Genomic DNA, 25599 nt, shown 5'->3' with positions numbered 1-25599 from the left:
TGGTGCGGGTTATAGTCAGACTACGCCTCGGCGCAAGTCCTGATCTGGCGCGCGGCGGAGGTTAGACGCAAAAGCCCTGCCTAAATATTAGGCAGGGCATAAACTTTGTCCGAAGGGTCAAAATCCGCAATCTCTACGGGGGTCTCATTCGGCGGCGTGACGAACCTCCTCCCGGAGTTCGGCGTCTTGCGCCTGACCGTTCTGCATCGCAGCAGCAGTGAACGGGGCTACCGCGCGGGTCGGCTCGATGGGGGCGTCATACATATAATCACGGGTCAGCGGCGCATCCTCGACCTTATGGGTCAACTGGTACTGAAACACGACCTGACCGCCGTAGCGGAAGGTCATTTCCGATGCGATCAGATAGTAACGCCACATCCGCGTGAAGGTCTCGTCATAAATGCCTGCGGCGCGGGCCTCGTTGGCCTCGAACCGTTTGCGCCAGTGCAGGAGGGTTTCGGCATAGTGGTTGCGCCAAACCTCCAGATCGGAGACCACGAGGTTCTCGTGTTCGATGGCGGCCGAGGATTCCGACATGGCGGGGCAATAACCACCCGGGAAGATATATTTCGTGATCCAGTTCGAAGTGGTGCCAGGAGGGGTGACCCGACCGATGAAGTGGATGAGCGAGATGCCTTCGGGGTTCAGCATCTGGCGCACATGGCGGAAATATTCGCGATAATGCGGCACGCCCACATGCTCGAACATTCCGACAGACACGATGCGGTCGAATTTTTCCTCGACCTTGCGGTAATCGGTCAGGCGGATATCGACCAGATGCTCGAGCCCCGCCTCCTTCACACGCCGCCGGGCCAGACCGAACTGCTCGCGCGACAAAGTGACGCCCACCACTTTCGCGCCGTAATCGCGCGCGAGCGTCAGCGCCATGCCCCCCCAGCCACATCCGATATCGAGCACGGTCATGCCCGGTTCGATGCGCAGCTTGCGGGCGATATGGTGTTTCTTGGCCGATTGCGCCTCTTCCAGTGTCATGTCGGGGCGGGTGAAATAGGCGCAGCTATATTGCCGGTCCTCATCGAGGAAAAGGTCATAGAGCTTGCCGGACAGATCGTAGTGATGGGCGACATTCTGTTGCGCGCGATTGACCGGATTGAACTGGCTGAGCGAGCGCCCGAGGAATTGCAGGATATTGAGCGGCTTCTCGAACCAGGGCAGCCCTTCTCGGTTGAGATTGAGGATCAGTGTCTTCAGGAAATTCGGAAGATCGTCATCCTCGATGGTGAAATCGCCGTTCATATAGCCTTCGCCCACACCCATATCGGGGTTCATGACGATATGGCGCGACAGATCAGGGCTTTTGATCTGTATCCTGACCGGTTTGCCGGTGCCATCCCCGTAGAGGCGGGTGGTGCCATCGTGGTAAGTGATTTCCAGAACGCCACGATGCATCATGTGGCGGACGATCTGATCCATCATGCGGTCCCAAAGCGTCATGATCGTACCCCTCTAACTGTCTCAAACAAGTTAATGGCCGGAATGAGTGGGCGGCCGTCGGCGGGGCATGAATTTTCCCCGCAGTTTCCTTAACAACTGAAATTTATTGTTAGCGCCCTATGGAAATGAATCGAGGGGATGGGTTGTGTGCTGGTGCAGAATCCAGTGGGCCTATCGGCACAAACCGCCAAAAAATCGGCTTTTGACGTAATTTTAAGCGCGGCTCGGGCCGCTCTGGCTCAAAGGATGCGCGGAGCCGGATGCCTAAAGCCAGCCCTTTGCGGGCTCCGGAGCGTTCCGGCCTTGACTTTCCGGCCCCCAGAATGTGTATCGGCGCAAAGCTGAAAGCCCATGTTTCATGGGCCGATTTCGCGAGCCTAAACACTGAGGGAAGCCACATGCACGCCTATCGTTCCCATAATTGCGCCGGTCTGAGCGCAGCCAATGCCGGTGAAACCGTCCGTCTGTCGGGCTGGGTGCATCGGGTCCGCGATCATGGTGGCGTGCTGTTCATCGACCTGCGCGACCATTACGGCATGACGCAGGTCCTATGCGATGGCGACAGCCCTGCCTTCAAGGCGCTGGAAAAAGTGCGCTCGGAATGGGTGATCCGTATCGACGGCACCGTGAAGCTGCGCGATGCCTCGCTCGTCAATCCCAAAATCCCGACTGGCGAAATCGAGGTCTATGTCCGCGATATCGAAGTGCTGGGCGAGGCTGCCGAGCTGCCGCTTCCGGTCTTCGGCGAGCAGGAATATCCCGAGGAAACGCGCCTGACCTACCGCTTCCTCGACCTGCGCCGCGAGAAGCTGCATAACAACATGATGTTGCGCTCCAACGTTGTGCGCAGCCTGCGGAACCGTATGTGGGACGCAAACTTCAACGAATTCCAGACGCCGATTATCACCGCCTCGAGCCCCGAAGGCGCGCGCGACTTCCTCGTGCCCTCGCGTCTGCACCCGGGTAAGTTCTATGCGCTGCCGCAGGCGCCGCAGCAGTTCAAACAGCTGATCATGGTCGCGGGCTTTGACCGTTACTTCCAGATCGCGCCCTGCTTCCGTGACGAGGATCCGCGCGCCGACCGCTCGCCCACCGATTTCTACCAGCTCGATGTCGAGATGTCCTTTGTAAGCCAGGAAGACGTGTTTGCCGCCGTGCAGCCGGTCATTCAGGGCGTGTTCGAGGAGTTCGGTAAGGGCAAGGCCGTTGACGGCAACTGGCCGCTGATCGCCTATAAGGACGCTCTGCTGAAATACGGCTCCGACAAGCCCGACCTGCGCAACCCGATCGAGATGCAGGTCGTGTCCGAGCATTTCGCAGGCTCGGGCTTCGCGATCTTCGCGAAACTCCTCGAGCAGGACGGCACCGAGATCCGCGCCATCCCCGCGCCGACCGGCGGCTCGCGCAAGTTCTGCGACCGTATGAACAAATTCGCGCAGGAGCAGGGCCTGCCGGGCATGGGCTATATCTTCTGGCGCAAGGCCGAGGATGGCTCGGTCGAGGCCGCCGGTCCGCTGGCGAAGAATATCGGCCCCGAGCGCACCGAAGCGATCCGCACCCAGCTGGGCCTGGGCGAGGGCGATGCGGCCTTCTTCCTGGGTGGTAAGCCCGAGAGCTTCGAGGGCGTAGCGGGCCGTGCCCGCAACGTCATCGGCGAAGAACTGGGCCTGACCCAGAAGGATTGCTTCAAATTCGCCTGGATCGTCGATTTCCCGATGTACGAGAAAGACGACGAGGGCAAGATCGACTTCAGCCACAACCCCTTCTCGATGCCGCAGGGCGGGCTGGAGGCGCTTGATGGCGATCCGCTCGAGGTGCTGGGCTACCAGTATGACCTTGCCTGCAACGGCTACGAGCTGATCTCGGGTGCGATCCGGAACCACGATCTGGCGACCATGTATAAGGCCTTCGAGATTGCGGGCTATGGTCATGACGAAGTTGAGAAGCGCTTTGGCGGTATGGTCAAGGCATTCAAATACGGCGCTCCGCCCCACGGTGGTTGTGCAGCCGGTATCGACCGGATCGTGATGCTTCTGGCCGAAGAGCAGAATATCCGCGAGGTCATCATGTTCCCGATGAACCAGCGCGCCGAAGATCTGATGATGAGCGCACCGTCGGAGCCGATGAACGAGCAGCTACGCGAGCTGAACCTGCGCGTGATCCCGCAGGACTGAGCCTTGCGTCAGATACGGAAAGGGCCCCGTTTCGGGGCCCTTTTTCGTTATCGCTTCATAGCTTACACATGCGCGGCTTTGGGTTCGCGGGCGATCACCCAGACGGCGTGGACGATACCCGGAATATAGCCGAAGATCGTCAGCAGGATGTTGATCCAGAAATGTTTGCCAAGGCCTACCTGCAGGAACACGCCCAGCGGCGGCAGGATGATGGCGAAGATGATGCGGATGAGGTCCATGTCGTTTCCTCCGTTGATTTGGACAAGAAACAACGGCGCGCGGGAAAAGGTTCCCTCAATCCAGCCGAAAGACCTTCTGGCGGCTGGTCTGCCCACGCACAAGCGTCAACCGCGATTTGGCCACGCCTAGCGATTTGGCCAGCAGTTTGGTGACGGCGGCATTGGCCTTGCCATCCTCGGGCACGGTGGTGACATAGGCGCGCAACCCGTCCTCGGCCAGCACGATGGCATTGCGCGAGGCTTTGGGCGTCACGCGCAGGTCTACCTCGGCTCCGCTGGCAAAGAGGTCCGCGATGGTGTCCATCACACCTGTTCCAGCTCGATCAGGCAACCGTTGAAGTCCTTGGGGTGCAGGAACAGGACGGGTTTGCCATGGGCGCCGATCTTCGGCTCGCCCGTGCCCAGCACCCGCGCGCCCTCGGCCTTGAGCCGGTCACGCGCGGCAAGGATGTCCTCGACCTCGAAACACATATGGTGGATGCCGCCCGAGGGGTTCTTCTCCAGAAAGCCGGTGATCGGGCTGTTCTCCCCCAGCGGATAAAGCAGTTCGATCTTGGTATTGGGCAGTTCGATGAAGACGACCGTCACTCCGTGATCGGGCTCGTCCTGCGGGGCGCCCACGGTGGCGCCGAGCGTGCCGCGATACTGGGCACTGGCCGCCTCCAGATCGGGTACCGCAATGGCTACATGGTTAAGTCGACCGATCATCCTGCGTCCTCCTCTGCGCCCCGTCTGATGGGCAAAACGCCTGAAAGAGACGTTGCACCCCTTTGGCCGCGGGGTCAATTGCTCGATCGCGTTGGGAAATTAACCGACTGTTCACTCTATCTCGGCTTAACTCTCTATAGACGCCGATTCACCTGACTGTGGAGACCGAGATGAGTGATGACCTTGCCGGCCTTATCGGCCAGCGCCCCGCAAATGCGTCCCGCCCGCTTCTGGGGCTGACCATTCTGGTTGTCGAGGACAGCCGCTACGCATCCGAGGCGATGCGGCTTCTATGTTTGCGTTCAGGGGCGCGGATCCGCCGTGCGGATTGCCTGCGCTCGGCACATCGCCATCTGCGGACCTACCGCCCTTCGGTGGTGATCGTCGATCTGGGTCTGCCCGATGGCTGTGGCGATGATCTGATCCGCGAAATCAAGAACTCCGACCAATCGTTGCCGGTGGTGCTGGGAACTTCGGGCGATACGGGGATGGAGGCGCTGGCCCTTGCGGCTGGGGCCGACGGGTTCCTGCCCAAGCCTGTGGAAAGTCTCGCGCTTTTCCAGCAGGCCGTGCTGTCTGTCCTGCCGCCGAGCGAACGGCCGAAGACTCCGATGGCGCTGAACGACGCCATGATCAGTCCCGATCCGATTGCGCTGCGCGATGATCTCAACCTTATGGCCGAAGTGCTGTCAGGCGCGCAGGATGCGGCCTCTCTTGGCTATGTCTGCCAGTTCCTGAGCGGTGTGGCCCGGTCCGCGCGAGATGATGCGCTCGAGGACGCCGCGAGTGCCTTGGGGCGCGAGGGCGGGCCATCCAGCGCCGATATCTCGCGCCTGTCGGGTATGGTGCAGGAACGTCTGGCGGCGGGCAGCGCCTTCTGATCTTAGCCGGCAAGCTGCGGGTCGGACGAGACCCGCACAAGGCGCGTCAGATCGGATAGCCTCTCGATCTGGTTGCCTTCCGCGTCGAAATTCTTGGGGTCGAGCCATGCCGAATAGGCCTCGCGCAGGGCGGGCCAGTCCTTGTCGGTGGCGGCAAACCATGCGGTATCGCGGTTGCGCCCCTTGTAATGGGTGGCCTGCCGGAAGGTGCCCTCGTAGCTGAGGCCCAGCCGTTGCGCCGCACGGCGCGAGGGGAGGTTGCAAGCGTCGCATTTCCACTCGAAACGGCGATAGCCCGCATTGAAAGCCCATTCGATCATGCGGATGAAGCCCTCGCTGGCGGCGCGGCTGCGCTGGAGCTGTGCGCCCAGCGTGATAAAGCCCAGTTCGATGGTGCCGATGGCGGGCGATATCCGCAAAAAGCTCTGCAATCCCGCGGCATGGCCGGTAACAGGGTCGATCACCGCATAGAATAGCGGGTCCTTTGATGCGATCTGCTCATTGATCCAGCGGATAAAAGCGGTCTCGGCATGGAATGGGCCGACCGGCATGTAATCCCACAGCTCGTCATGGTTTTCGGCCAATGCCGCATAGAGATCATGGGTATGGGTCGAGGACAGGCGCTCCAGACGCATATACGTTCCCTCGATCCGCTCCGGTCCCGGAGCAGGAGGGGCAACCCAATCGCCAAGTGGCGCACCAAAGGATTTCTGCATGGTCTCTCCCGCATTTTGCGGAACGCTAGCGGGAGTTTGCCGAGCTGGCAATGCGCATCTTGTGCAGGAGTTAGCGCAGGCCCAGTTCGGCCAGCGCGCTCATCAGCTCGCGCGGCAGAGGATCCTCGCGGGTGCGGCCAGCGGGCAGGTCTTTGGGCGCATCCTCCGGTTTGAGATAGCGCCAGCCCTGGAAGGGACGGCGGGTCAACGCCTCCGTGCGGATGATTTCGCGGTCGAGCACGATGGCGCAGCGGGTGATGCCGTCGGCCCCCACGCGCTCCTCCAGCCCGATCACCTTCTGGCGTGCCAGAACCGCGCCCTTGAACACCCAATAGAGCGAACCGCCCTCCAGCACCTCTTCGGCACGTTTGGGCCACATGCGGGTGACGTGTTCGGCGGGGCCTGTGCCAAAGCGCGCCTCCTGCCAATTCGCAAGATCCTCGACCTTCTCGGCGCCGACGCAGAGTTTGATGAGATGTTGGGGCATGGGCAAGCGTTCCGACTGTATCTGGTAGGTCTGATATAGGATAGGCGGCTGTGTGTGCAACCGCTCAGGCCCCGCGTGCGAGCGTCAGGGTGACCCGCAGCCCCAGCGGCCCCTGAGCAAAAGCCAGGTGGCCATTATGGCTTTCGGCCACCGTTGCGGCAATGGTCAGGCCCAGCCCGTGGCCCGAAACCTGCGCGTCCTGCCCGCCACGCTCGAACGGGGCGGTGAGGGCGGCCATCAGTTCGGGGCGCGCCGTGCCGCCCTCATCCTCGACGACGATGCGCGCCTCGCGGGAATCCGCTTCAAGGCGCAGATGTGCGCGATGGCCGTATTTCAGGGCATTCTCGACAAGGTTAGAGATCGCGCGTTGCAGCGCCATTGGCCGTGCGGTGACCAGAACCGGCCTGTCGCCCAGATGGAAATGCCCGATCCGTCGGGAGAACAGGGTCTGCCCGCCGGTGCTTTCGAGCTCGGCCATCGGGGCTAGATCGACGGGCTGGCCGGAATCGCGATAATTATCGGCCAGCGCCTCGACCAATGCGCTCAGGCTCAGTTGGCGCGGTGCTTCGATATCCAGCTCCGAGCGGGTATAGGCCAATACCCCGTCGATCATTTCGCTCATCCGCTCGATATCGGCGCTCAGCCTGTCGCGCAGCTGGGCATCCTCGATAAGGGCCGCGCGCAGCCGCAACCGCGTGGCGGGTGCGCCCAAATCGTGGCTGACCCCCGACAGCACCATCAACCGTTTGGCGAGCCGCTGTTTTTCCGTCACCAGATGCTGGTTGACGGCGGTGACGATCGCCGCCAGCTCGGCCGGCCCCTCGTTTTCGTAACTATCGGGACCGCCCTGTATCCGGCGCAGTCCCAGCTGTGTGCCGAAATCGCCAAACCGCTGCGCCACGCGCCCCGAGGTAATGAGGAGCGCCAGCAGCGCGAAGCCTCCGAGCCCGAGCGCCAGCAGCCGGTTGTCACGCGGAGTGGCCGCGCAGCTCCAGATTTCATGGCCTTCAAGGCGGTACCATTGCCCGTCCGAGGCCCGCATGATCACGAGGGGGGCGCCGCAATAGGTGGCCAGCAGCTTCGTGACCTGCCCGAACATCTGTGCCGCCGTGACTTCCGGCCCGCTTTTCAGCCGCGCGACCGGATAGGCCAGATCGGGTGACAGCACCTCGATCACGGTCTGGGGCGCGTTGGTGCCGGTGGGATGGAGGCCGGGGACGGGGATATGGGTGATACGGGCGGGGCGGGGTACACCGGCCAGCGAGAGGAACTGCCCCGCCTCGGCAAGCAGCGCCTGATCGGGGGGCAGGGAGGTGGCATCGAGGCCAAAAGGCCTGTCGGTGCCGCTTTCAATGGCGGCAAAAAGGAGCTGGCCTGTCAGATCCGCCTGCGCCAGATGGGCTCGCCATGCGCTCTGGCTCTGTGCCCAGAGCGCCGCTGCCAGCGCACCGGCCAGAAAGCCCGCCACGATCCAAAACGCCGACATCGCCTTCAGACTGGGATGGCGGAACACGTTCATTCCGCCTCACGGGTGACATCGCAGGCCAGCACATAGCCGATACCGCGCTCTGTGCGCAAAAGCGTGGGTGCCTTGGGGTTGCGCTCGATCTTCGAGCGGAGCCGCCCGACCAGCACATCGATGGCCCGCCCTGCGCCATCGGCATCGGACTGGTCGCTGAGCGCCGCGGCGATCTCCTCGCGCGACAGCGGAATGCGCGGATTGGCCAGTAGTGTTTTCAAAAGCGCGGTCTCGCGGGTCGAGAGGATCACCTGATAGCCGTCGGGGGCGTGGACCTCGTCGCGCTGCCCGTCATAACGCCAGCCGTCAAAATGCCAGATACCGCTCGAGCGGCGATAGCTGAGCGAAGGAGTGCGCCGGACACGCCTCAGCACTGCCTTCACCCGCGCGATCAGCAGATCTGGGTTGAAGGGCTTGGCGATATAGTCATCGGCCCCCACCTCGTAGCCCGCCATGCGCTGGTGATCCGCCGACAGCGCCGAGACCAGTATGATCGGCAGCTCCAGCTCGCTGCGCAGACGGGCGCAGATCTCCACACCGTTCTCGTCGGCCAGCATCACATCCAGAAGGATCAGATCGACGCGATGCGTCTGCATATGAGCGCGGATCTCGGCCTCGGTGCTGGCCGGATGGGCGGCAAACCCGTTACGCTGCAGGAAGGTCACCATCATCTGCTGCATATCGGCATCATCATCGACGACCAGAAGATGCGGTATCGCCATGGTTGTTCCTCCCTCATGCGGCCTTCTTGGTAACAAGTTGTAACAAAGCGGGCAAGAATCCCGTGCCGCAGCGCAGAAGGGGGGCGCTAACAGCATTGCGCAAACCATTAAGGGTCGCGCTATACTGTGGGCGATATGCGCTTGGGGAGAAGCGCATGTATTTGGGAGGATTACCAATGAAACATATGACTGCATTCGCGGCGCTGTCTGCTGCTGCCCTGACCGCAGGGGCCGCGTGGGCCGAGCCGCAGGCCGAGGTTCTGCACTGGTGGACGTCGGGTGGCGAGGCCAAGGCCGTGGCCGTTCTGCAGAAACAGTTCTCCGACCGTGGCGGCGTCTGGACCGATATGCCGGTGGCCGGCGGTGGTGGCGATGCGGCCATGAGCGCGCTTCGGGCCCGTGTCCTGTCGGGCAATGCGCCGACCGCCGTGCAGCTGAAAGGCCCTGCCATCCAGGAATGGTATGATGAAGGTGTGCTGGCCGATATCTCGGATGTGGCCGATGCGCAGGGCTGGGCCGATGTGCTGCCCGCGCAGATTGCCGAGCATATGAAATGCGACGGCCATTGGTGCGCCGCACCGGTCAATGTGCACCGCGTGAACTGGGTCTGGGCAAACAAGTCGATCCTCGAGGCCAATGGTATCGAGATGCCCACCACCTGGGACGAGTTCAATGCCGCCGCCGACAAGCTGAAAGCCGCAGGGATCACGCCTTTGGCCCATGGCGGTCAGGCCTGGCAGGACGCGACCATCTTCGAGACGGTTGTGCTTGGCATCGGTGGTGCCGATTTCTACCAGAAGGCGCTGGTCGATCTGGATCCCGACGCGCTGACCTCGGACACGATGAAATCGGTCTTCGACGAGATGCGCACCCTGCGCGGTTATGTCGATGACAATTTCTCGGGTCGTGACTGGAACCTTGCCACCGCGATGGTCATGAATGGCGAGGCCGCCTTCCAGATCATGGGGGACTGGGCGAAGGGCGAGTTCCTGGCCGCAGGCAAGGAGCCGGGCGTCGATTTCGTCTGTGCACCGACCCCGGGGGATGCGGGCTTCCTCTATAACGTCGACAGCTTCGCGATGTTCAAGGTGGATGGCGAGGACAAGAAAGAAGGTCAGGATCTGCTGGCAGAGCTGATCGTCGGCCCCTCCTTCCAGGAAACCTTCAACCTCAACAAGGGCTCCATTCCGGTCCGCACCGATGTCAGCCTGGACAAGTTCGATGATTGTGCCAAGAAATCGGCCGCCGATATGAAGGCCGATGGCGAGGCGGGCTCGCTTCTGCCCTCGATGGCGCATGGTATGGCGCTGCATGGCGCGCAATCGGGCGCGATCCTCGATGTCGTCACCGCGCATTTCAACTCGGATATGTCCTCGGATGATGCCGTGAAGATGCTGGCCGACGCCGTCGCCAACTCGATGTAATCTGACGATTACGATGGCCGCTCTGCCCTGCGGGGCGGCCCCAAACTCTCAGGACCACTCTTATGACCGACTGGCTTTCCCGCCATGTCCCAAAGATCGTGCTTGCGCCGACCTTCTTCGCGGTGCTGCTGTTCGTTTATGGTTTCATCGCTTGGACCGCTTGGGTGTCGCTTACCCGCTCGAAGCTGATGCCGCGCTATGAAATCGACGGGCTGATCCAGTATGACAGGCTGTTCTCGAACCCGCGCTGGGATACGGCGTTCAACAATCTCTTCATCTTCGGCGCGCTGTTCATCATCATCTCGATGGTGCTGGGGCTGATGCTGGCGATCTTCCTCGACCAGAAGATCCGCATCGAAGGCGCTTTGCGCACGATCTACCTGTATCCGATGGCGCTCTCGATGATCGTCACCGGCACGGCCTGGAAATGGATCCTGAACCCCGGTCTGGGTATTCAGGCGATGGTGCAGGGCTGGGGCTTCCCGAATTTCAAATTCGACTGGCTGATCGATCCCAAGATGGCGCTCTATACCATCGTGTTGGCGGCGATCTGGCAGGCCTCGGGCTTCGTGATGGCGCTGTTCCTTGCGGGGCTGCGTTCGGTCGATGGCGAGATCATCAAGGCCGCTCAGGTGGATGGCATTCCCACATGGCGTGTCTATACCGCGATCATCATTCCCTCAATGGCACCGATCTTCCTCTCGGCCTTCATCGTGCTGGCGCATCTGGCCATCAAGAGTTTCGATCTGGTCATCGCGCTGACCGGCGGCGGCCCGGGCTATGCGACCGATCTGCCCGCGACCTACATGTATGCGATGGCCTTCTCGCGCGGCGATCTGGGGCAGGCGGCCTCGAGCGCCATGGTCATGATGGGCGTCGTCTTTGCCATCGTGGTTCCCTATCTCTATTCGGAATTGAGGGCGAAACATGACTGATATGCCACTCACCCGCTCCTCGGGCTCGCTGATCGGGCGTCGTGTTCTGCGTTGGGCGCTGTATGCGATGCTCTGTGTCTTTGCGCTCTACTACCTGCTGCCGCTCTTCGTGATGGTGACCACCTCGCTGAAAAGCCTCGAGGAAATCCGCACCGGATCCTTGGTGGCCCTGCCGCGCGAGATCACCTTCGACGCATGGTCCAAGGCCTGGTCGGGCGCCTGCACCGGTATCCAGTGCGAGGGGCTGAAACCCTTCTTCTGGAACTCCATCCTGATCTCGGTGCCCGGCGTGCTGATCTCGACGCTGATCGGCGCGATGAACGGCTATGTCTTTGCCCAATGGCGCTTCAAGGGCGCGAACCTGTTCTTCGCCTTCCTGCTGTTCGGCTGCTTCATCCCGTTTCAGGTCGTGCTGCTGCCGATGGCGCGGATGCTGGGCATTTTCGGCATGGCCGGCACCATTCCGGGGCTGATCTTCGTGCATACGATCTACGGTCTGGGCTTCACCACGCTGTTCTTCCGCAATTACTATGTCACCATTCCGCACGAGCTGGTGCGCGCGGCCAAGATCGACGGGGCAGGGTTCTTCCGCATCTTCTGGTCGATCTTCCTGCCGCTCTCGCTGCCGATCTGCGTGGTGACGATCATCTGGCAGTTCACCCAGATCTGGAACGACTTCCTCTTCGGGGTCTCCTTCAGCTCGGCGGGCAGCCAGCCGGTGACCGTGGCGCTGAACAATATCGTCAACTCTACCACCGGTGTGAAAGAATATAATGTGGATATGGCGGCTGCGATCATCGCGGGCCTGCCGACGCTCCTCGTCTATATCGTCGCTGGCAAATATTTCATCCGCGGGCTGACCGCCGGTTCCGTGAAAGGCTGATCTCATGGCTCCTATCCTTGACATCAAACATCTGCGCAAAAGCTATGGCGCGACCGAAATCCTAAAGGATATCAACGTCTCCATCGAAAAGGGCGACTTCCTCGTGCTGGTCGGACCGTCAGGTTGCGGCAAGTCCACGCTGCTGAACTGCATCGCCGGTCTCGAGGACATCTCGGGAGGCACGGTCGAGATCGACGGGCGCGACATGACCCATGTCAGCCCGAAAGACCGCGACATCGCGATGGTGTTCCAGAGCTATGCGCTCTATCCGACCATGTCGGTGGCCAAGAACATTACCTTCGGTATGAAGGTGCGCGGTATCCCGCAAGACGAGCAGGATCGCAAGCTGGCCGAGGTGGCGAAACAGCTGCAGATCGAACAGCTGCTCAAACGCCGTCCGGGGCAATTGTCGGGCGGTCAGCGCCAGCGGGTTGCAATGGGACGTGCGCTGGTGCGCGATCCGGCACTGTTCCTCTTCGACGAGCCGCTATCGAACCTCGATGCGAAACTCCGCGTCGAGATGCGCTCGGAAATCAAGAAACTGCATCAACGGCTTGGCGCGTCGATGGTCTATGTGACCCATGACCAGATCGAGGCGATGACGCTGGCCACCAAGATCGTGGTCATGAAGGGCGGCGTGATCCAGCAGATCGGGACGCCGGCCGAGATCTATAACCATCCCGCCAACACCTTTGTGGCCGATTTCATGGGCAGCCCGCCGATGAACCTGATCCCTGCAAAGACGTGGTCCAACGGTAACGGGGCGCAAGTCGAGATTGCCCGCGACGGGATGGAGCCGATTATCCTGAACGTGCCGCGTGCCGATCTGCCCACCGATGTGCTCATGGGGGTCCGTCCAGAGGATCTGGCCGAGGCAGGCTACCGCGCGGGAAGTGCGGTCCAGCGCGCTCAGATTCTTGTGGATATGGTCGAGCCTGCGGGTGCCGATACCTATGTCACGACCCATATGGGTGGGCGTCAGATCACCGCGCGGTTGCATGCGGAGACGCAGGCGAATTCCGGCGCGTTACTGGATCTGGAATTCGATCTCGACAAGGTGACCTTCTTCGAGCCGTCGAGCGGCGCGCGTCTGTAACCCTGTTCCGGCTGGCGGGATCCGCTGGCCGGACGGCCCTAGCCCACGGGCAGGGCCATCGGGTCAATGACCCGCCATAGGGTCTGGTCTGTCGCATGGCGCCTTTGCAGCATGCGAACCGTGCCCGAAGGGCCGTCTGGGATACAGTTCAACTGCTCGATCGCGCAGATGCGGTCGACCATCAGGCCGATGGTCTCCTCCCCGAATTTGATCAGCACGATCGCGGTCGCAGTCTCGCAATGATCGCCATACTGCCCGAGCAGTGTTGCCAGGCAATAGGTCGGGATCAGCCGCCCGCTGCGCGAATGGAGATTGCCACGATAGGCGCTGTAACTGCCCGCATTCATGGGCGCTTCCGGCATCGCGACAATTTCCTCGATTACTTCGATGTTGAAGGCGAACTGACCGCCCGATTGCACGAGGAGCGCGGTTGCCAGATCATGGCCCAGCGTGCTCGTGCCGGTTGGTTTGCTCGCGGCGATATCGGCGCTGCGCTGTTCGAGCTTCGACAGCATCGCCAGCGTCTCGTCGGCGATCAGCGCCTTGCCATCCAGCACATAGACCTCCCGCCCGCCCGATGTCAGATGCACGCCTGCGAACAGATCGGAACGGTAGCTGAGCACCGAGGGCATCGGGGTGATCTGGCCTCCGGACAGGGGGCTGATATCAAGCACACGATCCGCCCGGAGGGCGAGAGACTGTCCTGCGCCGAAGGGCAGAAGCACCGAGGATACCGTTGTCACGGGCTGGTCACGTCCGCTCATCCCCAGAAGAGCGTTGAGATTGACTAGCGCGCGTTCGGTGCCGTGATGGGTGACGCTGCCTTCGCAAAAACCCGATCTCATCACGCGGGTGTCGATCTCCGTATCGGGCAGGGTCGCGCCGATATCGCAGAGCGGCAGACAGTAATGGACGCCGTCCATCTCGAAGGTGAGATAGTTGTTCTGGGACGACTGGACCTGCCTCTGGCTGCGTTCGGCGCGCGATTGCGGCACGCCGTGGCGCGGCAGGACCGTCGGGTCGAGTATTCCGATGGGCTGGCTGTCGATCAGACGGAATTCCGGTAGCAGCTGATCGGCTAGCGCTCCCTGATCACGCGAGATCTGCTGCATAATACCGTCCTGCGCAGGCACGATTCTGAGCGCGGTTTTCGCCAGCATGCCATAGACATGCTCTCCCCGACCCAGAATGACGATCACATTGCCATCGGTTGCCGTATCCACCGGTGTAAGCCCGAGAACGGGTGCGATATCCACGACCGGAATGATCTGCCCTCGCAGTGCGACACAGCCGATCACCGCAGGCTGCGAGGACTGGAATGCTTGGAGTTCCCTGGGCGCGGACATCACCTCGCGCAGATCACGCACATGGATGCCGATCACTATCCGCCCCAGATCGACCAGCGCCAGTTTGCTGTCCTGCGTCATGGCGCAGGACGGGGCGGGCTCACCGTCAAACTCTGCCGTCAACTCCGTCATGCGCGGTCGCTCACCACATCGCTCAGAGCCGAGATCATGTTGACGACATTTTTCGAGACGTCCTTCTGTTCGGCGACCGAACCAAAGATTTCATCGACCGCGCCGCCGGTTTCCTTCACCCGCTCGACGATGCGCTCGAAGGCGGTGCGGGCGCTGCTCGAGCGCTCTTTGCCCAGCTGCACCTGCGCACCGCTCTCATTGACCAAACGGGTGATCTCGAGGGCTGCCGTGGAGCTGCGCTCGGCCAGCTTGCGCACCTCGTCGGCCACGACAGAGAAGCCTACGCCATATTCACCGGCCCGGGCTGCCTCGATGGCGGCGTTGAAGGCCAGCAGGTTGGTCTGGTTGGCAATATCGCTGATCACCCGCGCCATCTCTGTGACATCCTTGGAGGATTTCGCAATCGTTTCGATGACCTCGATAGCACGGTTGAGCTCTTCGAACCCGCCTGATGCCGCTTTCTCGGTATCGCGTGACACCGAGATGGTGAAGCCGGTTGAGGTGTCGATCTTCTTGATCGATCCCTCGAGCTGGGCGACCATCCGTCGCATCGCATGGGCCTTCTCGCGGATCAGCTGCTCGAGCTGCACCTGCGAGGTTACATCATGGGCGTATTTGATGACACCGATCGGTTCTCCATGAATATCGAGGAGCGGTGCATAGGTGGCCTGTATCCAGAAATCACGGTCGAATTTTGCCATCCGGTGGAAGCGGCCATCCTGCTCCTCCCCCTTGCGCAGAGAGATCCAGAAATCGCGGTATTCCTGCGATTTGACGTGGTCCGGGGTGCAGAACATAGAATGGTGCTGGCCCTGCAGCTCACGCATCGAATAGCCGGTGACCCGCAGGAAATTCTCGTTGGCGGCCATGATGTTGCCTTCGAGATCGAACTGGATCACTGCCTGTGCGCGGTCGATGGCGTTGAACTTGCACTCGAATTCCGCGTTTCGCTTGCGCTGTGCGGTGATGTCGGTCGCGAATTTGATGATTTTGAGCGGACGGCCATCGGCATCGAAGACCGGATTGTAGCTGGCCTGAATATAGACCTCCTCGCCGCGGCGGGTGAGGCGGACAAATTCATTGGCCACATATTCGCCCCGCCCCAGCGTTTCCCAGAAACTGCGATAGGCCTCCGAACCCGCGTGATCCGCCTTGCAAAAGATCCGGTGATGCTTGCCGAGAATTTCATCGGCCTTATAGCCCATCAGTTCTAGGAAATTCTTATTGGCGGCGAGAATTTTGCCGGACAGGTCGAATTCGATTACCGCCTGAGCGCGGTTGATCGCCATGACCGTGCCCTCATGCTCGGCCGCGCTATAGCGCTCTTTGGTGATGTCGCGGCTCAGTTCGATGATGCGGATGATTTTGCCCTCGGCATCATGGATCGGGCTGAAATTCGAATAGAGATAGAAATCGCTGCCCGATTTGGAGTAGCGGCGATAGGTGCCACAAAGGCACTCGCCGGTAGCAAGACGCTGCCAGAAGCGCTCGAATTCCAGCGTTTCCTCGCCGCTACGTTCCCAGATTTTGTAGACAGGTTTGCGGAACAGATCTTCCAGCTCATAGCCCGACGCTTTGAGATAGGGCGCGTTCATTTCCAGCAGCAGACCTTCAGGCGTATATTCAGCCACCAGCTGGCAACTTTTGACCGCATCCATCCGGCCTTGGATCTCGTTGGCGGCATTGCGCTCGGCGGTCACATCGAGTGCGGCTTTCACAACCTTGAGCACCTGTCCGTTGGGGGCGATGACAGGGTTGTAGCTGGCACGGATCCAGATGCGTTTGCCGTCTTTGCCAATGCGCATATATTCGCCCGCATCCGCCTTGCCGGACGAAAGCTTGGCCCAGAAGAGACCGTAATCCGGCGAGGCGGTATACAGCTCGCTACAGAACATTCGGTGGTGCTGGCCCTTGATTTCCTCGAGGCGGTAGCCGGTGAGTTTAAGGAAATTGTCATAGGCGGTGAGCACCTCGCCCTCAGGCGTAAACTCGATCATCGCCAAGGCACGGTCGACGGCGCTCAGTTTGCCATCCACCTCGGCTTGCGCCAACTTGTTCTCGGTGATGTCCATCGCGAATTTGGCGACGCGCACGACACGGCCATTGGGGCCGAAAATCGGGTTGTAATTCGCCCGCAACCAGACGGTCGCGCCATCTTTGGTAATCCGCTCGAACTCGCCATCCACGGCCTCTCCCGCGCGCAGGCGTTTCCATAGCTGCTGATACTCTTTGGAGGAGGAAAATTCGGGCGTGCAGAAGATCTTGTGGCTCTGGCCCTCGATCTCGGCCACCTCGTAGCCCATCTGCGACAGAAAATTTTCGTTGGCGCGGATGATGGTCCCATCGGTCTCGAACTCGATCACCGCCTGCGTGCGCTCGACCGCATCGAGGCGCGAGCGGGTCTCGTCATCCATCGGGATCAGACGCCCGTCCACAATGACGGTCGGTTCCTCGCCCACCTTGTTGGCGATGCCGAAGAAGGTGATGCTCGAGCGTTCGTCGATCAGATGCACATGGAATTCGACCGCCTCGCCGGTGGCGTTCGCCCGTTCCAGACATTCTTTCACATAGTCGGCTTCGCGGAAGAACGAGGGGAAATGGGCGTTGATCGGTGTGTTGTTGCCGCCGCCCACAAGCTGATTCGCCGTTTTGTTGGCGGTTTGGACCTTGCCATCGGGCATGCCGACACGCATCAAAATACTCGCTTTGATCAGAAGCTTACGGGCAGCTTCCAGATCCAGATCCGACATATCGGCGCTCATCGGCACGAATCTCCTCAATCATATACAATTGTCGGGATAAAGCACTTGCCTTAAATTCTCCCTAAAGGAGATCTGCATTTCCATCGCTTTCGTGATGGCTGTAACGGGCCGGAATGTGGGTGATGGCTTGACGCTCGCGGCGCGAGAGGGGACAAACGGGCAACCGCCCGTGCAGCCGGTCCGGATCGGCGGGTGACCTGGATGGCGCAATGCCCCGTGCCATCGCTCAAGGAGAGTTTGATGAAGTTCCGTTTCCCCATTGTCATCATCGACGAGGATTTCCGCTCGGAGAATTCCTCCGGCTTCGGCATTCGTGCTCTGGCGCAAGCGATTGAAACCGAAGGGTTCGAGGTGCTGGGTGCTACAAGCTATGGCGATCTGTCGCAATTTGCCCAGCAACAATCGCGCGCCTCGGCTTTTGTTTTGTCGATCGATGACGAGGAATTCACGCCTGGCCCCGATCTGGACCCTGCGGTGATGAACCTGCGCAACTTCATCGAGGAAGTGCGCTGGAAGAACCCCGATGTGCCGATCTATATCTATGGCGAGACCAAGACCTCGCGCCATCTTCCCAATGATATCCTGCGCGAGCTGCACGGGTTCATCCACGCCTTCGAGGACACGCCCGAATTCGTGGCCCGCCATATCATCCGCGAGGCGAAATCCTATCTGGAGGGTATCCAGCCGCCCTTCTTCAAGGCGCTTCTGGACTATGCCGAGGACGGGTCCTATTCGTGGCATTGCCCGGGGCATTCGGGCGGCGTGGCTTTCCTGAAATCACCGATCGGCCAGATGTATCACCAGTTCTACGGCGAGAACATGCTGCGCGCCGATGTGTGTAATGCGGTCGAGGAGCTGGGCCAGCTTCTGGACCATAACGGCGCGATCGGAGCCTCCGAGCGCAATGCCGCGCGGATTTTCAACTCCGATCACTGCTTCTTCGTGACCAATGGCACCTCGACCTCCAACAAGATCGTCTGGCACCATACGGTCGCGCCCGGCGATGTGGTGGTGGTGGATCGCAACTGCCACAAGTCGATCCTGCATTCGATCATCATGACCGGGGCTATACCGGTCTTTCTGAAGCCCACGCGCAACCATTTCGGCATCATCGGCCCGATCCAGAAATCGGAATTCACGATGGAGTCGATCCGCGCCAAGATTGCCGCGAACCCGCTTCTGAAGGATGCGGATAAAGAGGCCACCACGCCGCGCATCCTGACTATCACCCAGTCGACCTATGACGGGGTCCTGTATAATACCGAAGAGATCAAAGGGATGCTCGACGGTCATATCGAAAACCTCCATTTCGACGAGGCATGGCTGCCGCATGCGGCCTTCCACCCGTTTTATGGCCAGTTCCATGCGATGGGCCGCAAGCGCGGGCGCACCAAGAAATCGGTGACCTATGCGACGCAATCGGTGCACAAGCTCCTCGCGGGGATCTCTCAGGCGAGCCATGTGCTGGTGCAGGATAGCGAGGAGATCAAGCTCGACCGCAGCCTTTTCAACGAGGCCTATCTGATGCACACCTCGACCTCCCCGCAATATTCGATCATCGCGTCCTGCGATGTGGCCGCGGCCATGATGGAACCTCCGGGAGGCACGGCGCTTGTCGAGGAGAGCATTGTCGAAAGCCTCAATTTCCGCCGCGCCATGGCCAAGGTCGACGAGGAATACGCCTCCGACTGGTGGTTCAAGGTCTGGGGGCCGGAAGATTTCGACCACAATTCCGACGGGATGGGTCAGGCGCGCGACTGGGTTCTGAAGAAGACCGATGCCGAGGGTGTGGAAACCGGCGGTGGTGATAGCTGGCATGGCTTTGGCGATATGGCGCCCGGCTTCAACATGCTCGACCCGATCAAGGCGACCATCGTCACTCCCGGTCTCAACCTTGATGGCCGCTTCGACGAATGGGGTATTCCGGCCTCCATCGTGACCAAATATCTGGCCGAACATGGCGTCGTGGTCGAGAAGACCGGCCTCTATTCCTTCTTCATCATGTTCACCATCGGGATCACCAAGGGCCGCTGGAACACGCTCCTGACCGCGCTCCAGCAGTTCAAGGACGATTTCGACAAGAACCAGCCCCTATGGAAGGCGATGCCGGAATTCTGCCAGAAGCAACCGCGCTACGAGCGGATGGGCCTGCGTGATCTGTGCGAGCATGTCCACAAGCTCTATGCCAAATATGACGTGGCCAAGCTCTCGACCGAGATCTATCTCTCGGATCTGACGCCGGCGCTGACGCCCTCGGATGCGTTCTCGCATATCGCGCGGCGCACCACGCAGCGCGTGCCGATCGACGATCTGGAAGGGCGCATCACCACGAGCCTCGTGACGCCCTATCCGCCGGGCATCCCCTTGCTGATCCCGGGCGAGGTCTTCAACAAGCGGATCGTGGATTACCTCAAGTTCAACCGCGAATTCGCCCGTGAATGTCCGGGCTTCGAGACCGATATCCATGGGCTCGTGCAGGAGACCGGCCCCGACGGCCAGATCCAGTATTTCGCCGATTGCGTCGCGGAATAAGAACGGCCTCACGCGTCATCCGGTCCGATCTGCCGGTCTGATCGGGTGACGCGACCCGATTTGGGCGCTATGCTTGCCTTGTTGTGACTATTGCCGCCCAAAAGACAGGAGCCCCTATGAGTTTTCCGCATCAGGCCATTTTCTGGGATATCGACGGGACGCTGGCCGATAGCGAGCCGGTGCACGAGCGCTCCTTCCATCAGGCCATCGACGGGCTCGGCCTCGACCTGCCCGACGATCTGCATGACCGCATTCTGGGCATGAGCGAGGAGCGCTGCCATGCCTATCTGGTTCAGAAATGCGGGCTGGAGCTGGGTCTTGCCGAATGGACCGCGCGTCGGCATGCGCTTTATATGGCGATGCTGGACGATGTTCATGCCTTCCCGAAGGCAATGGAGATCTGGAACGGGCTGGCGGCGCAGGGGGTCAGACAGATGGCCGTCTCCAATTCCGACCGTCGCCTGCTGATGGCCAATCTGGTGCGTCTGGGGCTCGATCTGCCCGGCACATTGCTCGTCAGCCGTAATGATGTCCGTCAGGGCAAACCAGAGCCGGAACCCTATCTGCGTGGCGCGTGGCTTCTGGATGTGGACCCCGCGCAATGTGCCGTGGTCGAGGACAGCCCCACCGGCGTGCAGGCAGGGCAGGCGGCGGGTATGACCGTCTATGCCGCCCCCGATATGGCGCCGGGCTTGCGCGAGACGCTGGGCCTGCCTTGTGCCAGCCGTCTACTGGAACTGCTGCCTGCCTGAGCGGTGGGTGGCATAAAGTCGCAAATCCGCGTGCAAGCGTCGGTTTTGCGTAAAAATCACTTGCTCTGCGACACGGGATCGGGCATCCCACCTGCAACAGCCGCTACGGGAGAATCCGGCCATCGCGCCGGTGCCGAAGGAGCAACCGCCCCGGGAAACTCTCAGGCAAAAGGACCGAACGGCTACAGACTCTGGAGAGAGGCGCGGGAAACTGCGTCCGCCGAAGGAATAACATTCTCAGGCGCCTGAGACCCGTACGGGGTCGGGCAGGGACAGATGGGGCATCGAGCGGTCGCGGGATTATCCTGCGACGAAACACATCGATGCCGGAGATCCGGCTCTATATAGGGAGATCCCGATGACGGAGCTCTTGCGCACGGATCTGTATGATCTGCACGTCTCTCTGGGCGCCAAGATGGTGCCCTTCGCTGGCTGGGAAATGCCGGTGCAATATCCCATGGGCGTCATGAAGGAGCACCTCCACACCCGCGCCGAGGCGGGGCTGTTCGATGTCTCGCATATGGGGCAGGTGATCGTGCCGCTTTCGGCCATCGACGCGCTCGAGGCGCTGATCCCCGTGGATATCGCGGGTCTCAAGGAAGGCCGCCAGCGCTATGGGATCTTCACCAATGAAGCGGGCGGCATTCTGGACGATCTGATGATCGCGCGGAAATCGGACCATCTCTTCCTCGTCGTCAATGCCGCTTGTGCCGAGGCCGATATCGCGCATCTTCAGGCGCATCTGCCCGAGGTGACGGTGATCCGTGACCGTGCGCTCATCGCACTGCAAGGGCCCAAGGCCGAAGCCGCGCTGGCCCGCCTGATGCCCGCTGTGGCCGGGATGCGCTTCATGGATGTGGCGGAGGCCGGATGGCAGGGTCAGACGCTCTGGATCTCGCGCTCGGGCTATACCGGCGAGGATGGTTACGAGATTTCGGTGCCTTCCGCCGTGGCCGTGGCCTTCACGCAGGCACTTCTCGATATGGACGAGGTTGCCCCCATTGGTCTGGGCGCGCGCGACAGCCTGCGCCTCGAGGCGGGGCTGTGCCTCTATGGCCATGATATCGACACCACCACCACGCCGGTCGAGGGCGATATCGCATGGGCCATCCAGAAGGTCCGCCGCAAGGGCGGCGCCCGCGAGGGCGGCTTCCCCGGCGCGGAGCGCATTCTGTCCCAGCTGGACAGCGGCGCAGACCGCCGCCGCATGGGCCTGCGCCCCGAGGGCCGCGCGCCGATGCGCGAGGGTGTCGAGATCTTTGACGCAGCCGAGGGCGGCACCATGATCGGCACGATCACCTCGGGCGGTTTCGGCCCCTCGGTGGGTGCGCCTATTGCCATGGCCTATCTGCCCTCGAGCTTCCGTGAAGGCGATACCGTCTGGGGCGAGGTCCGCGGTAAACGCCTGCCTGCCACCGTGTCGGCGATGCCCTTCCAGGCGCAAACCTACAAACGTTAAACCTACCTTCGTGTCATAGGCACAAGTATCATCATACAGGGGAACGCATGATGAAATTCACCGAAGAGCATGAATGGCTCCGCGTCGAGGGCGATCTGGTTGTTGTCGGCATCACCGAGCACGCCTCCGAGCAGCTTGGCGATGTGGTCTTTGTCGAACTGCCCGAGCCCGGCACGCAAGTGGCCAAGGGTGACGAGATCTGCGTGATCGAGTCGGTCAAGGCGGCATCTGACATCAGCGCCCCCGTTGATGGCGAAATCGTCGAGGTCAATGACGCGCTGGCCGACAATCCCGCGCTGGTCAACGAAGACCCGCTGGAAGGCGCTTGGTTTTTCAAGATGAAGCTGGAGGATATGGACCAGCTCGACGCCTTCATGGACGAAGACGAGTATAAAGACTTCATCGGCTGATTGGCCTGTTGGACGGGCCCTTCGCGGGCCCGTTCGCATGATGGTCCGCCCATTCCAGCCTGCATGTTGCGGGCTGGACGATTCCCCTATTGGAACAGGTGCTGCGCTATGCCCTTTACCCCTTCCGCCTATAATACCTATGATTTCGCCAATCGCCGCCATATCGGCCCCAGCCCCTCGGAAATGGCCGAGATGCTGAAGGTGGTGGGTGTCCAGACACTCGACCAGCTGATCGACGAGACCGTGCCCGCGGCCATCCGCCAGAAGGACGCGCTGTCCTGGGCGCCTCTGTCGGAATACCGTCTGCTGGAGAAGATGCGCGGCGTGGCCGCCAAGAACCGCGTGATGACCTCGCTGATCGGGCAGGGCTATTACGGCACCGTCACCCCCCCCGCGATCCAGCGCAATATCCTTGAAAATCCGGCATGGTATACGGCCTATACGCCCTACCAGCCCGAGATCGCGCAGGGCCGTCTCGAGGCGCTGCTGAACTACCAGACGATGGTATCGGACCTGACCGGCCTGCCGGTGGCCAATGCCTCGCTTCTCGATGAGGCGACGGCCGCCGCCGAGGCGATGGCGATGGCGCAGCGTTCGGCCAAATCGAAGGCGCAGGCCTTCTTCGTCGATATCAATTGCCACCCGCAGACGATTGCCGTGATCGAAACCCGCGCGCATCCGCTGGGCATCGAGATCATCAAGGGCGAGCCCGAGGATCTGGTGGCCGAGCAGGTCTTTGGCGCGATCTTCCAGTATCCGGGCACTCTGGGCCATGTGCGCGATTTTACCGCCCAGTGCGAGGCGCTGCATGAGGCCAAGGCCGTGGCCGTGGTCGCGACCGATCTTCTGGCGCTCTGCGTGCTGAAAGAGCCGGGCGCGATGGGTGCTGATATTGCCGTGGGGTCGGCGCAGCGTTTCGGCGTGCCGATGGGCTATGGTGGCCCGCATGCGGCCTTCATGTCCTGCCGCGATGCGTTCAAACGCTCCATGCCGGGGCGGATTGTGGGTGTGTCGATCGACGCCAATGGCAACAAGGCCTACCGCCTTGCGCTGCAGACGCGCGAGCAGCATATCCGCCGCGAGAAGGCCACCTCCAATGTCTGCACCGCGCAGGCTCTCCTGGCGGTGATGGCCTCCTTCTATGCCGTCTTCCATGGTCCGATGGGCCTGAAGGCGATTGCCGAGAGCGTGCATTATCATGCCGTGCGCCTGCGCGATGCGCTGGTGGCCGCAGGGGCCGATGTGCAGCCCGAAGCGTTCTTCGACACGCTCACCGTGCGCGTGGGTGTGGGCCAGCAGGGTATCATGGCCGCCGCCCGTCACCGTGGGCTGAACCTGCGCAAGGTCGGCACCGACCGCGTGGGCATCTCGGTGGACGAGATCACCGATGAGGGTGTTCTGGTGCGTCTTCTGGATGCGTTCGGCATCACCGAGCCCGCGCCCATGGAGGTCGAGCGTGGCTTCCCCGAAGGGCTGGTGCGCGAGAGCGAGTATCTCACCCATCCGGTCTTCCAGATGAACCGCGCCGAATCCGAGATGATGCGCTATATGCGCCGCCTCTCGGACCGCGATCTGGCACTGGACCGCGCGATGATCCCGCTCGGCTCCTGCACCATGAAGCTTAATGCCGCCGCCGAGATGATGCCGATCACCTGGCCGGAATTCGGCTCGCTGCATCCGTTCGCGCCGCGTAATCAGGCCGAGGGCTATCACGAGGCGATTGCCGATCTGACGGAGAAACTCTGCGAGATCACCGGCTATGACGCGTTTTCCATGCAGCCCAATTCGGGCGCGCAGGGTGAATATGCGGGGCTTCTGACCATTGCCGCCTATCACAAGGCACGCGGCGAGGAGCACCGCAACATCTGCCTGATCCCCGTCTCGGCGCATGGCACCAATCCGGCCTCGGCGCAGATGGCTGGTATGAAGGTCGTGGTGGTGAAATCGGCGCCCAATGGCGATGTGGATATCGAGGATTTCGAGGCCAAGGCCACGGAAGCGGGCGCCAATCTGGCGGCCTGCATGATCACCTATCCCTCAACCCATGGCGTGTTCGAGGAAACGGTCCGCACGATCTGCGAGATCACCCATAAACATGGCGGTCAGGTCTATCTGGACGGGGCCAATATGAACGCGATGGTGGGTCTGGTGAAACCGGGCGAGATCGGGTCGGATGTGAGCCACCTCAACCTGCACAAGACCTTTGCCATTCCGCATGGCGGTGGTGGTCCGGGCATGGGTCCAATCGGCGTGAAGGCGCATCTGGCGCCCTATCTGCCCGGTCACCCCGAGGAAGGCAGTGATGGCACCGTGTCGGCGGCCCCCTATGGCTCGGCCTCTATCCTGCTGATCTCGTGGGCCTATTGCCTGATGATGGGCGGCGAGGGGCTGGCCCAGGCGACCCGTGTGGCGATCCTGAACGCCAATTACATCGCCTCGCGTCTCAAGGGCGATTATCCGATCCTCTTCATGGGCAACCGTGGCCGTGTGGCGCATGAATGCATCCTCGACACGCGCGGATTTGCCGAATTCGGCGTGACGGTGGATGATCTGGCCAAGCGCCTGATCGATAACGGCTTCCACGCGCCGACCATGTCCTTCCCTGTGGCGGGCACGCTGATGGTGGAACCCACCGAGTCGGAAACCAAGGCCGAGATCGACCGCTTCATCACGGCGCTTCTGGCGATCCGCGAGGAAGTGCGCGCGGTGGAGAATGGCGAGATCTCGGCAGAGGACAGCCCGCTGCGCCATGCGCCGCATACGGTCGAAGACCTCGTGGCCGAATGGGACCGCGCCTATAGCCGCGAGGCAGGGTGCTTCCCTGCTGGCTCGTTCCGCGAGGACAAATACTGGCCGCCGGTGGGCCGCGTGGACAATGTCCATGGCGATCGTAACCTGATCTGCATCTGCCCGCCACCCGAGGCCTATGCGGCAGAGTGATCTGTGAAAGGGGGCGCTTTCGCCCCC

At 61.5% G+C, this 25599-nt stretch carries 21 protein-coding genes and 1 riboswitch; of the genes, 11 read left to right on the top strand and 10 right to left on the bottom strand.

The window, feature by feature from the left end:
* Window positions 1–144: 144 nt before the first annotated feature.
* Window positions 145–1455: a cyclopropane-fatty-acyl-phospholipid synthase family protein gene (locus tag WDB91_RS01510; protein WP_339113406.1), complete on the bottom strand. Its 1311-nt coding sequence runs from the start codon at window positions 1453–1455 to the stop codon at window positions 145–147.
* A 398-nt stretch (window positions 1456–1853) separates the two neighbouring features.
* Here WDB91_RS01510 and aspS point away from each other — a divergent pair, with 398 nt between their 5' ends.
* Window positions 1854–3629, top strand: coding sequence for an aspartate--tRNA ligase (aspS, locus tag WDB91_RS01505; protein ID WP_339113405.1), 1776 nt, complete (start codon window positions 1854–1856; stop codon window positions 3627–3629).
* 62 nt (window positions 3630–3691) lie between these two features.
* Here the strand turns inward: aspS and WDB91_RS01500 are convergent, their stop codons facing one another.
* The 3 genes from WDB91_RS01500 to mce are packed head-to-tail and all read right to left on the bottom strand — an operon-like array spanning window position 3692 to window position 4576.
* Complete coding sequence (locus WDB91_RS01500; protein WP_339113404.1) at window positions 3692–3868, bottom strand: YqaE/Pmp3 family membrane protein; 177 nt, start codon at window positions 3866–3868, stop codon at window positions 3692–3694.
* Between the two features lie 55 nt (window positions 3869–3923).
* Window positions 3924–4172: a DUF167 domain-containing protein gene (locus WDB91_RS01495; RefSeq protein ID WP_339113403.1), complete on the bottom strand. Its 249-nt coding sequence runs from the start codon at window positions 4170–4172 to the stop codon at window positions 3924–3926.
* Entirely contained in the window at window positions 4172–4576 is a 405-nt protein-coding gene (gene mce / locus WDB91_RS01490) for a methylmalonyl-CoA epimerase (protein WP_339113402.1), read from the bottom strand. The genes WDB91_RS01495 and mce overlap by 1 nt, the downstream gene beginning before the upstream one ends.
* A gap of 170 nt (window positions 4577–4746) precedes the next feature.
* Here mce and WDB91_RS01485 point away from each other — a divergent pair, with 170 nt between their 5' ends.
* On the top strand, window positions 4747–5457 hold the full coding sequence (locus WDB91_RS01485; RefSeq protein ID WP_339113401.1) for a response regulator: 711 nt from the start codon (window positions 4747–4749) through the stop codon (window positions 5455–5457).
* Window positions 5458–5459: 2 nt separating this feature from the next.
* Here the strand turns inward: WDB91_RS01485 and WDB91_RS01480 are convergent, their stop codons facing one another.
* The 4 genes from WDB91_RS01480 to WDB91_RS01465 form a co-directional block, all read right to left on the bottom strand.
* Complete coding sequence (locus WDB91_RS01480; RefSeq protein ID WP_339113400.1) at window positions 5460–6173, bottom strand: GNAT family protein; 714 nt, start codon at window positions 6171–6173, stop codon at window positions 5460–5462.
* A gap of 70 nt (window positions 6174–6243) precedes the next feature.
* On the bottom strand, window positions 6244–6660 hold the full coding sequence (locus WDB91_RS01475) for a DUF1489 domain-containing protein (protein ID WP_339113399.1): 417 nt from the start codon (window positions 6658–6660) through the stop codon (window positions 6244–6246).
* 64 nt (window positions 6661–6724) lie between these two features.
* Window positions 6725–8179 carry an ATP-binding protein gene (locus WDB91_RS01470; protein ID WP_339113398.1) on the bottom strand — a complete coding sequence of 485 codons (1455 nt, stop codon included), beginning with the start codon at window positions 8177–8179 and terminating at the stop codon, window positions 6725–6727.
* Window positions 8176–8901 carry a response regulator transcription factor gene (locus tag WDB91_RS01465; RefSeq protein WP_339113397.1) on the bottom strand — a complete coding sequence of 242 codons (726 nt, stop codon included), beginning with the start codon at window positions 8899–8901 and terminating at the stop codon, window positions 8176–8178. The genes WDB91_RS01470 and WDB91_RS01465 overlap by 4 nt, the downstream gene beginning before the upstream one ends.
* Window positions 8902–9077: 176 nt before the next feature.
* Here WDB91_RS01465 and WDB91_RS01460 point away from each other — a divergent pair, with 176 nt between their 5' ends.
* The 4 genes from WDB91_RS01460 (at window position 9078) to ugpC (ending at window position 13239) form a co-directional block, all read left to right on the top strand.
* A complete protein-coding gene (locus WDB91_RS01460) occupies window positions 9078–10325 on the top strand; it encodes an ABC transporter substrate-binding protein (protein ID WP_339113396.1) in 1248 nt (415 codons plus the stop codon).
* Between the two features lie 62 nt (window positions 10326–10387).
* Window positions 10388–11260, top strand: coding sequence for a sugar ABC transporter permease (locus WDB91_RS01455; RefSeq protein ID WP_339113395.1), 873 nt, complete (start codon window positions 10388–10390; stop codon window positions 11258–11260).
* Window positions 11253–12143 carry a carbohydrate ABC transporter permease gene (locus WDB91_RS01450; RefSeq protein ID WP_339113394.1) on the top strand — a complete coding sequence of 297 codons (891 nt, stop codon included), beginning with the start codon at window positions 11253–11255 and terminating at the stop codon, window positions 12141–12143. Before WDB91_RS01455 ends, WDB91_RS01450 begins: the two co-directional genes overlap by 8 nt.
* Window positions 12144–12147: 4 nt before the next feature.
* A complete protein-coding gene (gene ugpC / locus WDB91_RS01445; RefSeq protein WP_339113393.1) occupies window positions 12148–13239 on the top strand; it encodes a sn-glycerol-3-phosphate ABC transporter ATP-binding protein UgpC in 1092 nt (363 codons plus the stop codon).
* Between the two features lie 38 nt (window positions 13240–13277).
* Here ugpC and WDB91_RS01440 read toward each other — a convergent pair whose 3' ends face one another.
* Together WDB91_RS01440 and WDB91_RS01435 are read right to left on the bottom strand one after the other, a co-directional pair.
* Window positions 13278–14717, bottom strand: coding sequence for a chemotaxis protein CheW (locus WDB91_RS01440; protein ID WP_339113392.1), 1440 nt, complete (start codon window positions 14715–14717; stop codon window positions 13278–13280).
* Window positions 14714–17479 carry a PAS domain-containing methyl-accepting chemotaxis protein gene (locus tag WDB91_RS01435; RefSeq protein ID WP_339113391.1) on the bottom strand — a complete coding sequence of 922 codons (2766 nt, stop codon included), beginning with the start codon at window positions 17477–17479 and terminating at the stop codon, window positions 14714–14716. Before WDB91_RS01435 ends, WDB91_RS01440 begins: the two co-directional genes overlap by 4 nt.
* A gap of 240 nt (window positions 17480–17719) precedes the next feature.
* On the opposite strand from WDB91_RS01435, the gene WDB91_RS01430 reads away from it, so the two are divergent.
* The 5 genes from WDB91_RS01430 to gcvP all read left to right on the top strand — a co-directional run bounded on the left by WDB91_RS01430 (window position 17720) and on the right by gcvP (window position 25572).
* On the top strand, window positions 17720–20011 hold the full coding sequence (locus tag WDB91_RS01430) for an arginine/lysine/ornithine decarboxylase (protein ID WP_339113390.1): 2292 nt from the start codon (window positions 17720–17722) through the stop codon (window positions 20009–20011).
* A 116-nt stretch (window positions 20012–20127) separates the two neighbouring features.
* Complete coding sequence (locus WDB91_RS01425; RefSeq protein WP_339113389.1) at window positions 20128–20763, top strand: HAD family phosphatase; 636 nt, start codon at window positions 20128–20130, stop codon at window positions 20761–20763.
* Window positions 20764–20858: 95 nt separating this feature from the next.
* A riboswitch (glycine riboswitch) is annotated at window positions 20859–20950 on the top strand.
* 171 nt (window positions 20951–21121) lie between these two features.
* Window positions 21122–22222, top strand: coding sequence for a glycine cleavage system aminomethyltransferase GcvT (gcvT, locus tag WDB91_RS01420; RefSeq protein WP_339113388.1), 1101 nt, complete (start codon window positions 21122–21124; stop codon window positions 22220–22222).
* A gap of 50 nt (window positions 22223–22272) precedes the next feature.
* Window positions 22273–22632, top strand: a complete 360-nt coding sequence (gene gcvH / locus WDB91_RS01415) for a glycine cleavage system protein GcvH (protein ID WP_339114427.1) — start codon at window positions 22273–22275, stop codon at window positions 22630–22632.
* 108 nt (window positions 22633–22740) lie between these two features.
* Window positions 22741–25572: an aminomethyl-transferring glycine dehydrogenase gene (gcvP, locus tag WDB91_RS01410; RefSeq protein WP_339113387.1), complete on the top strand. Its 2832-nt coding sequence runs from the start codon at window positions 22741–22743 to the stop codon at window positions 25570–25572.
* Window positions 25573–25599: the final 27 nt, after the last annotated feature.

This window comes from Thioclava sp. GXIMD2076, assembly GCF_037949795.1.
GTDB classification, from domain to species: domain Bacteria; phylum Pseudomonadota; class Alphaproteobacteria; order Rhodobacterales; family Rhodobacteraceae; genus Thioclava; species Thioclava kandeliae.
Note: the sequence above shows the minus strand (reverse complement) of the source record. Positions and strands in the feature narration are given on the sequence as shown.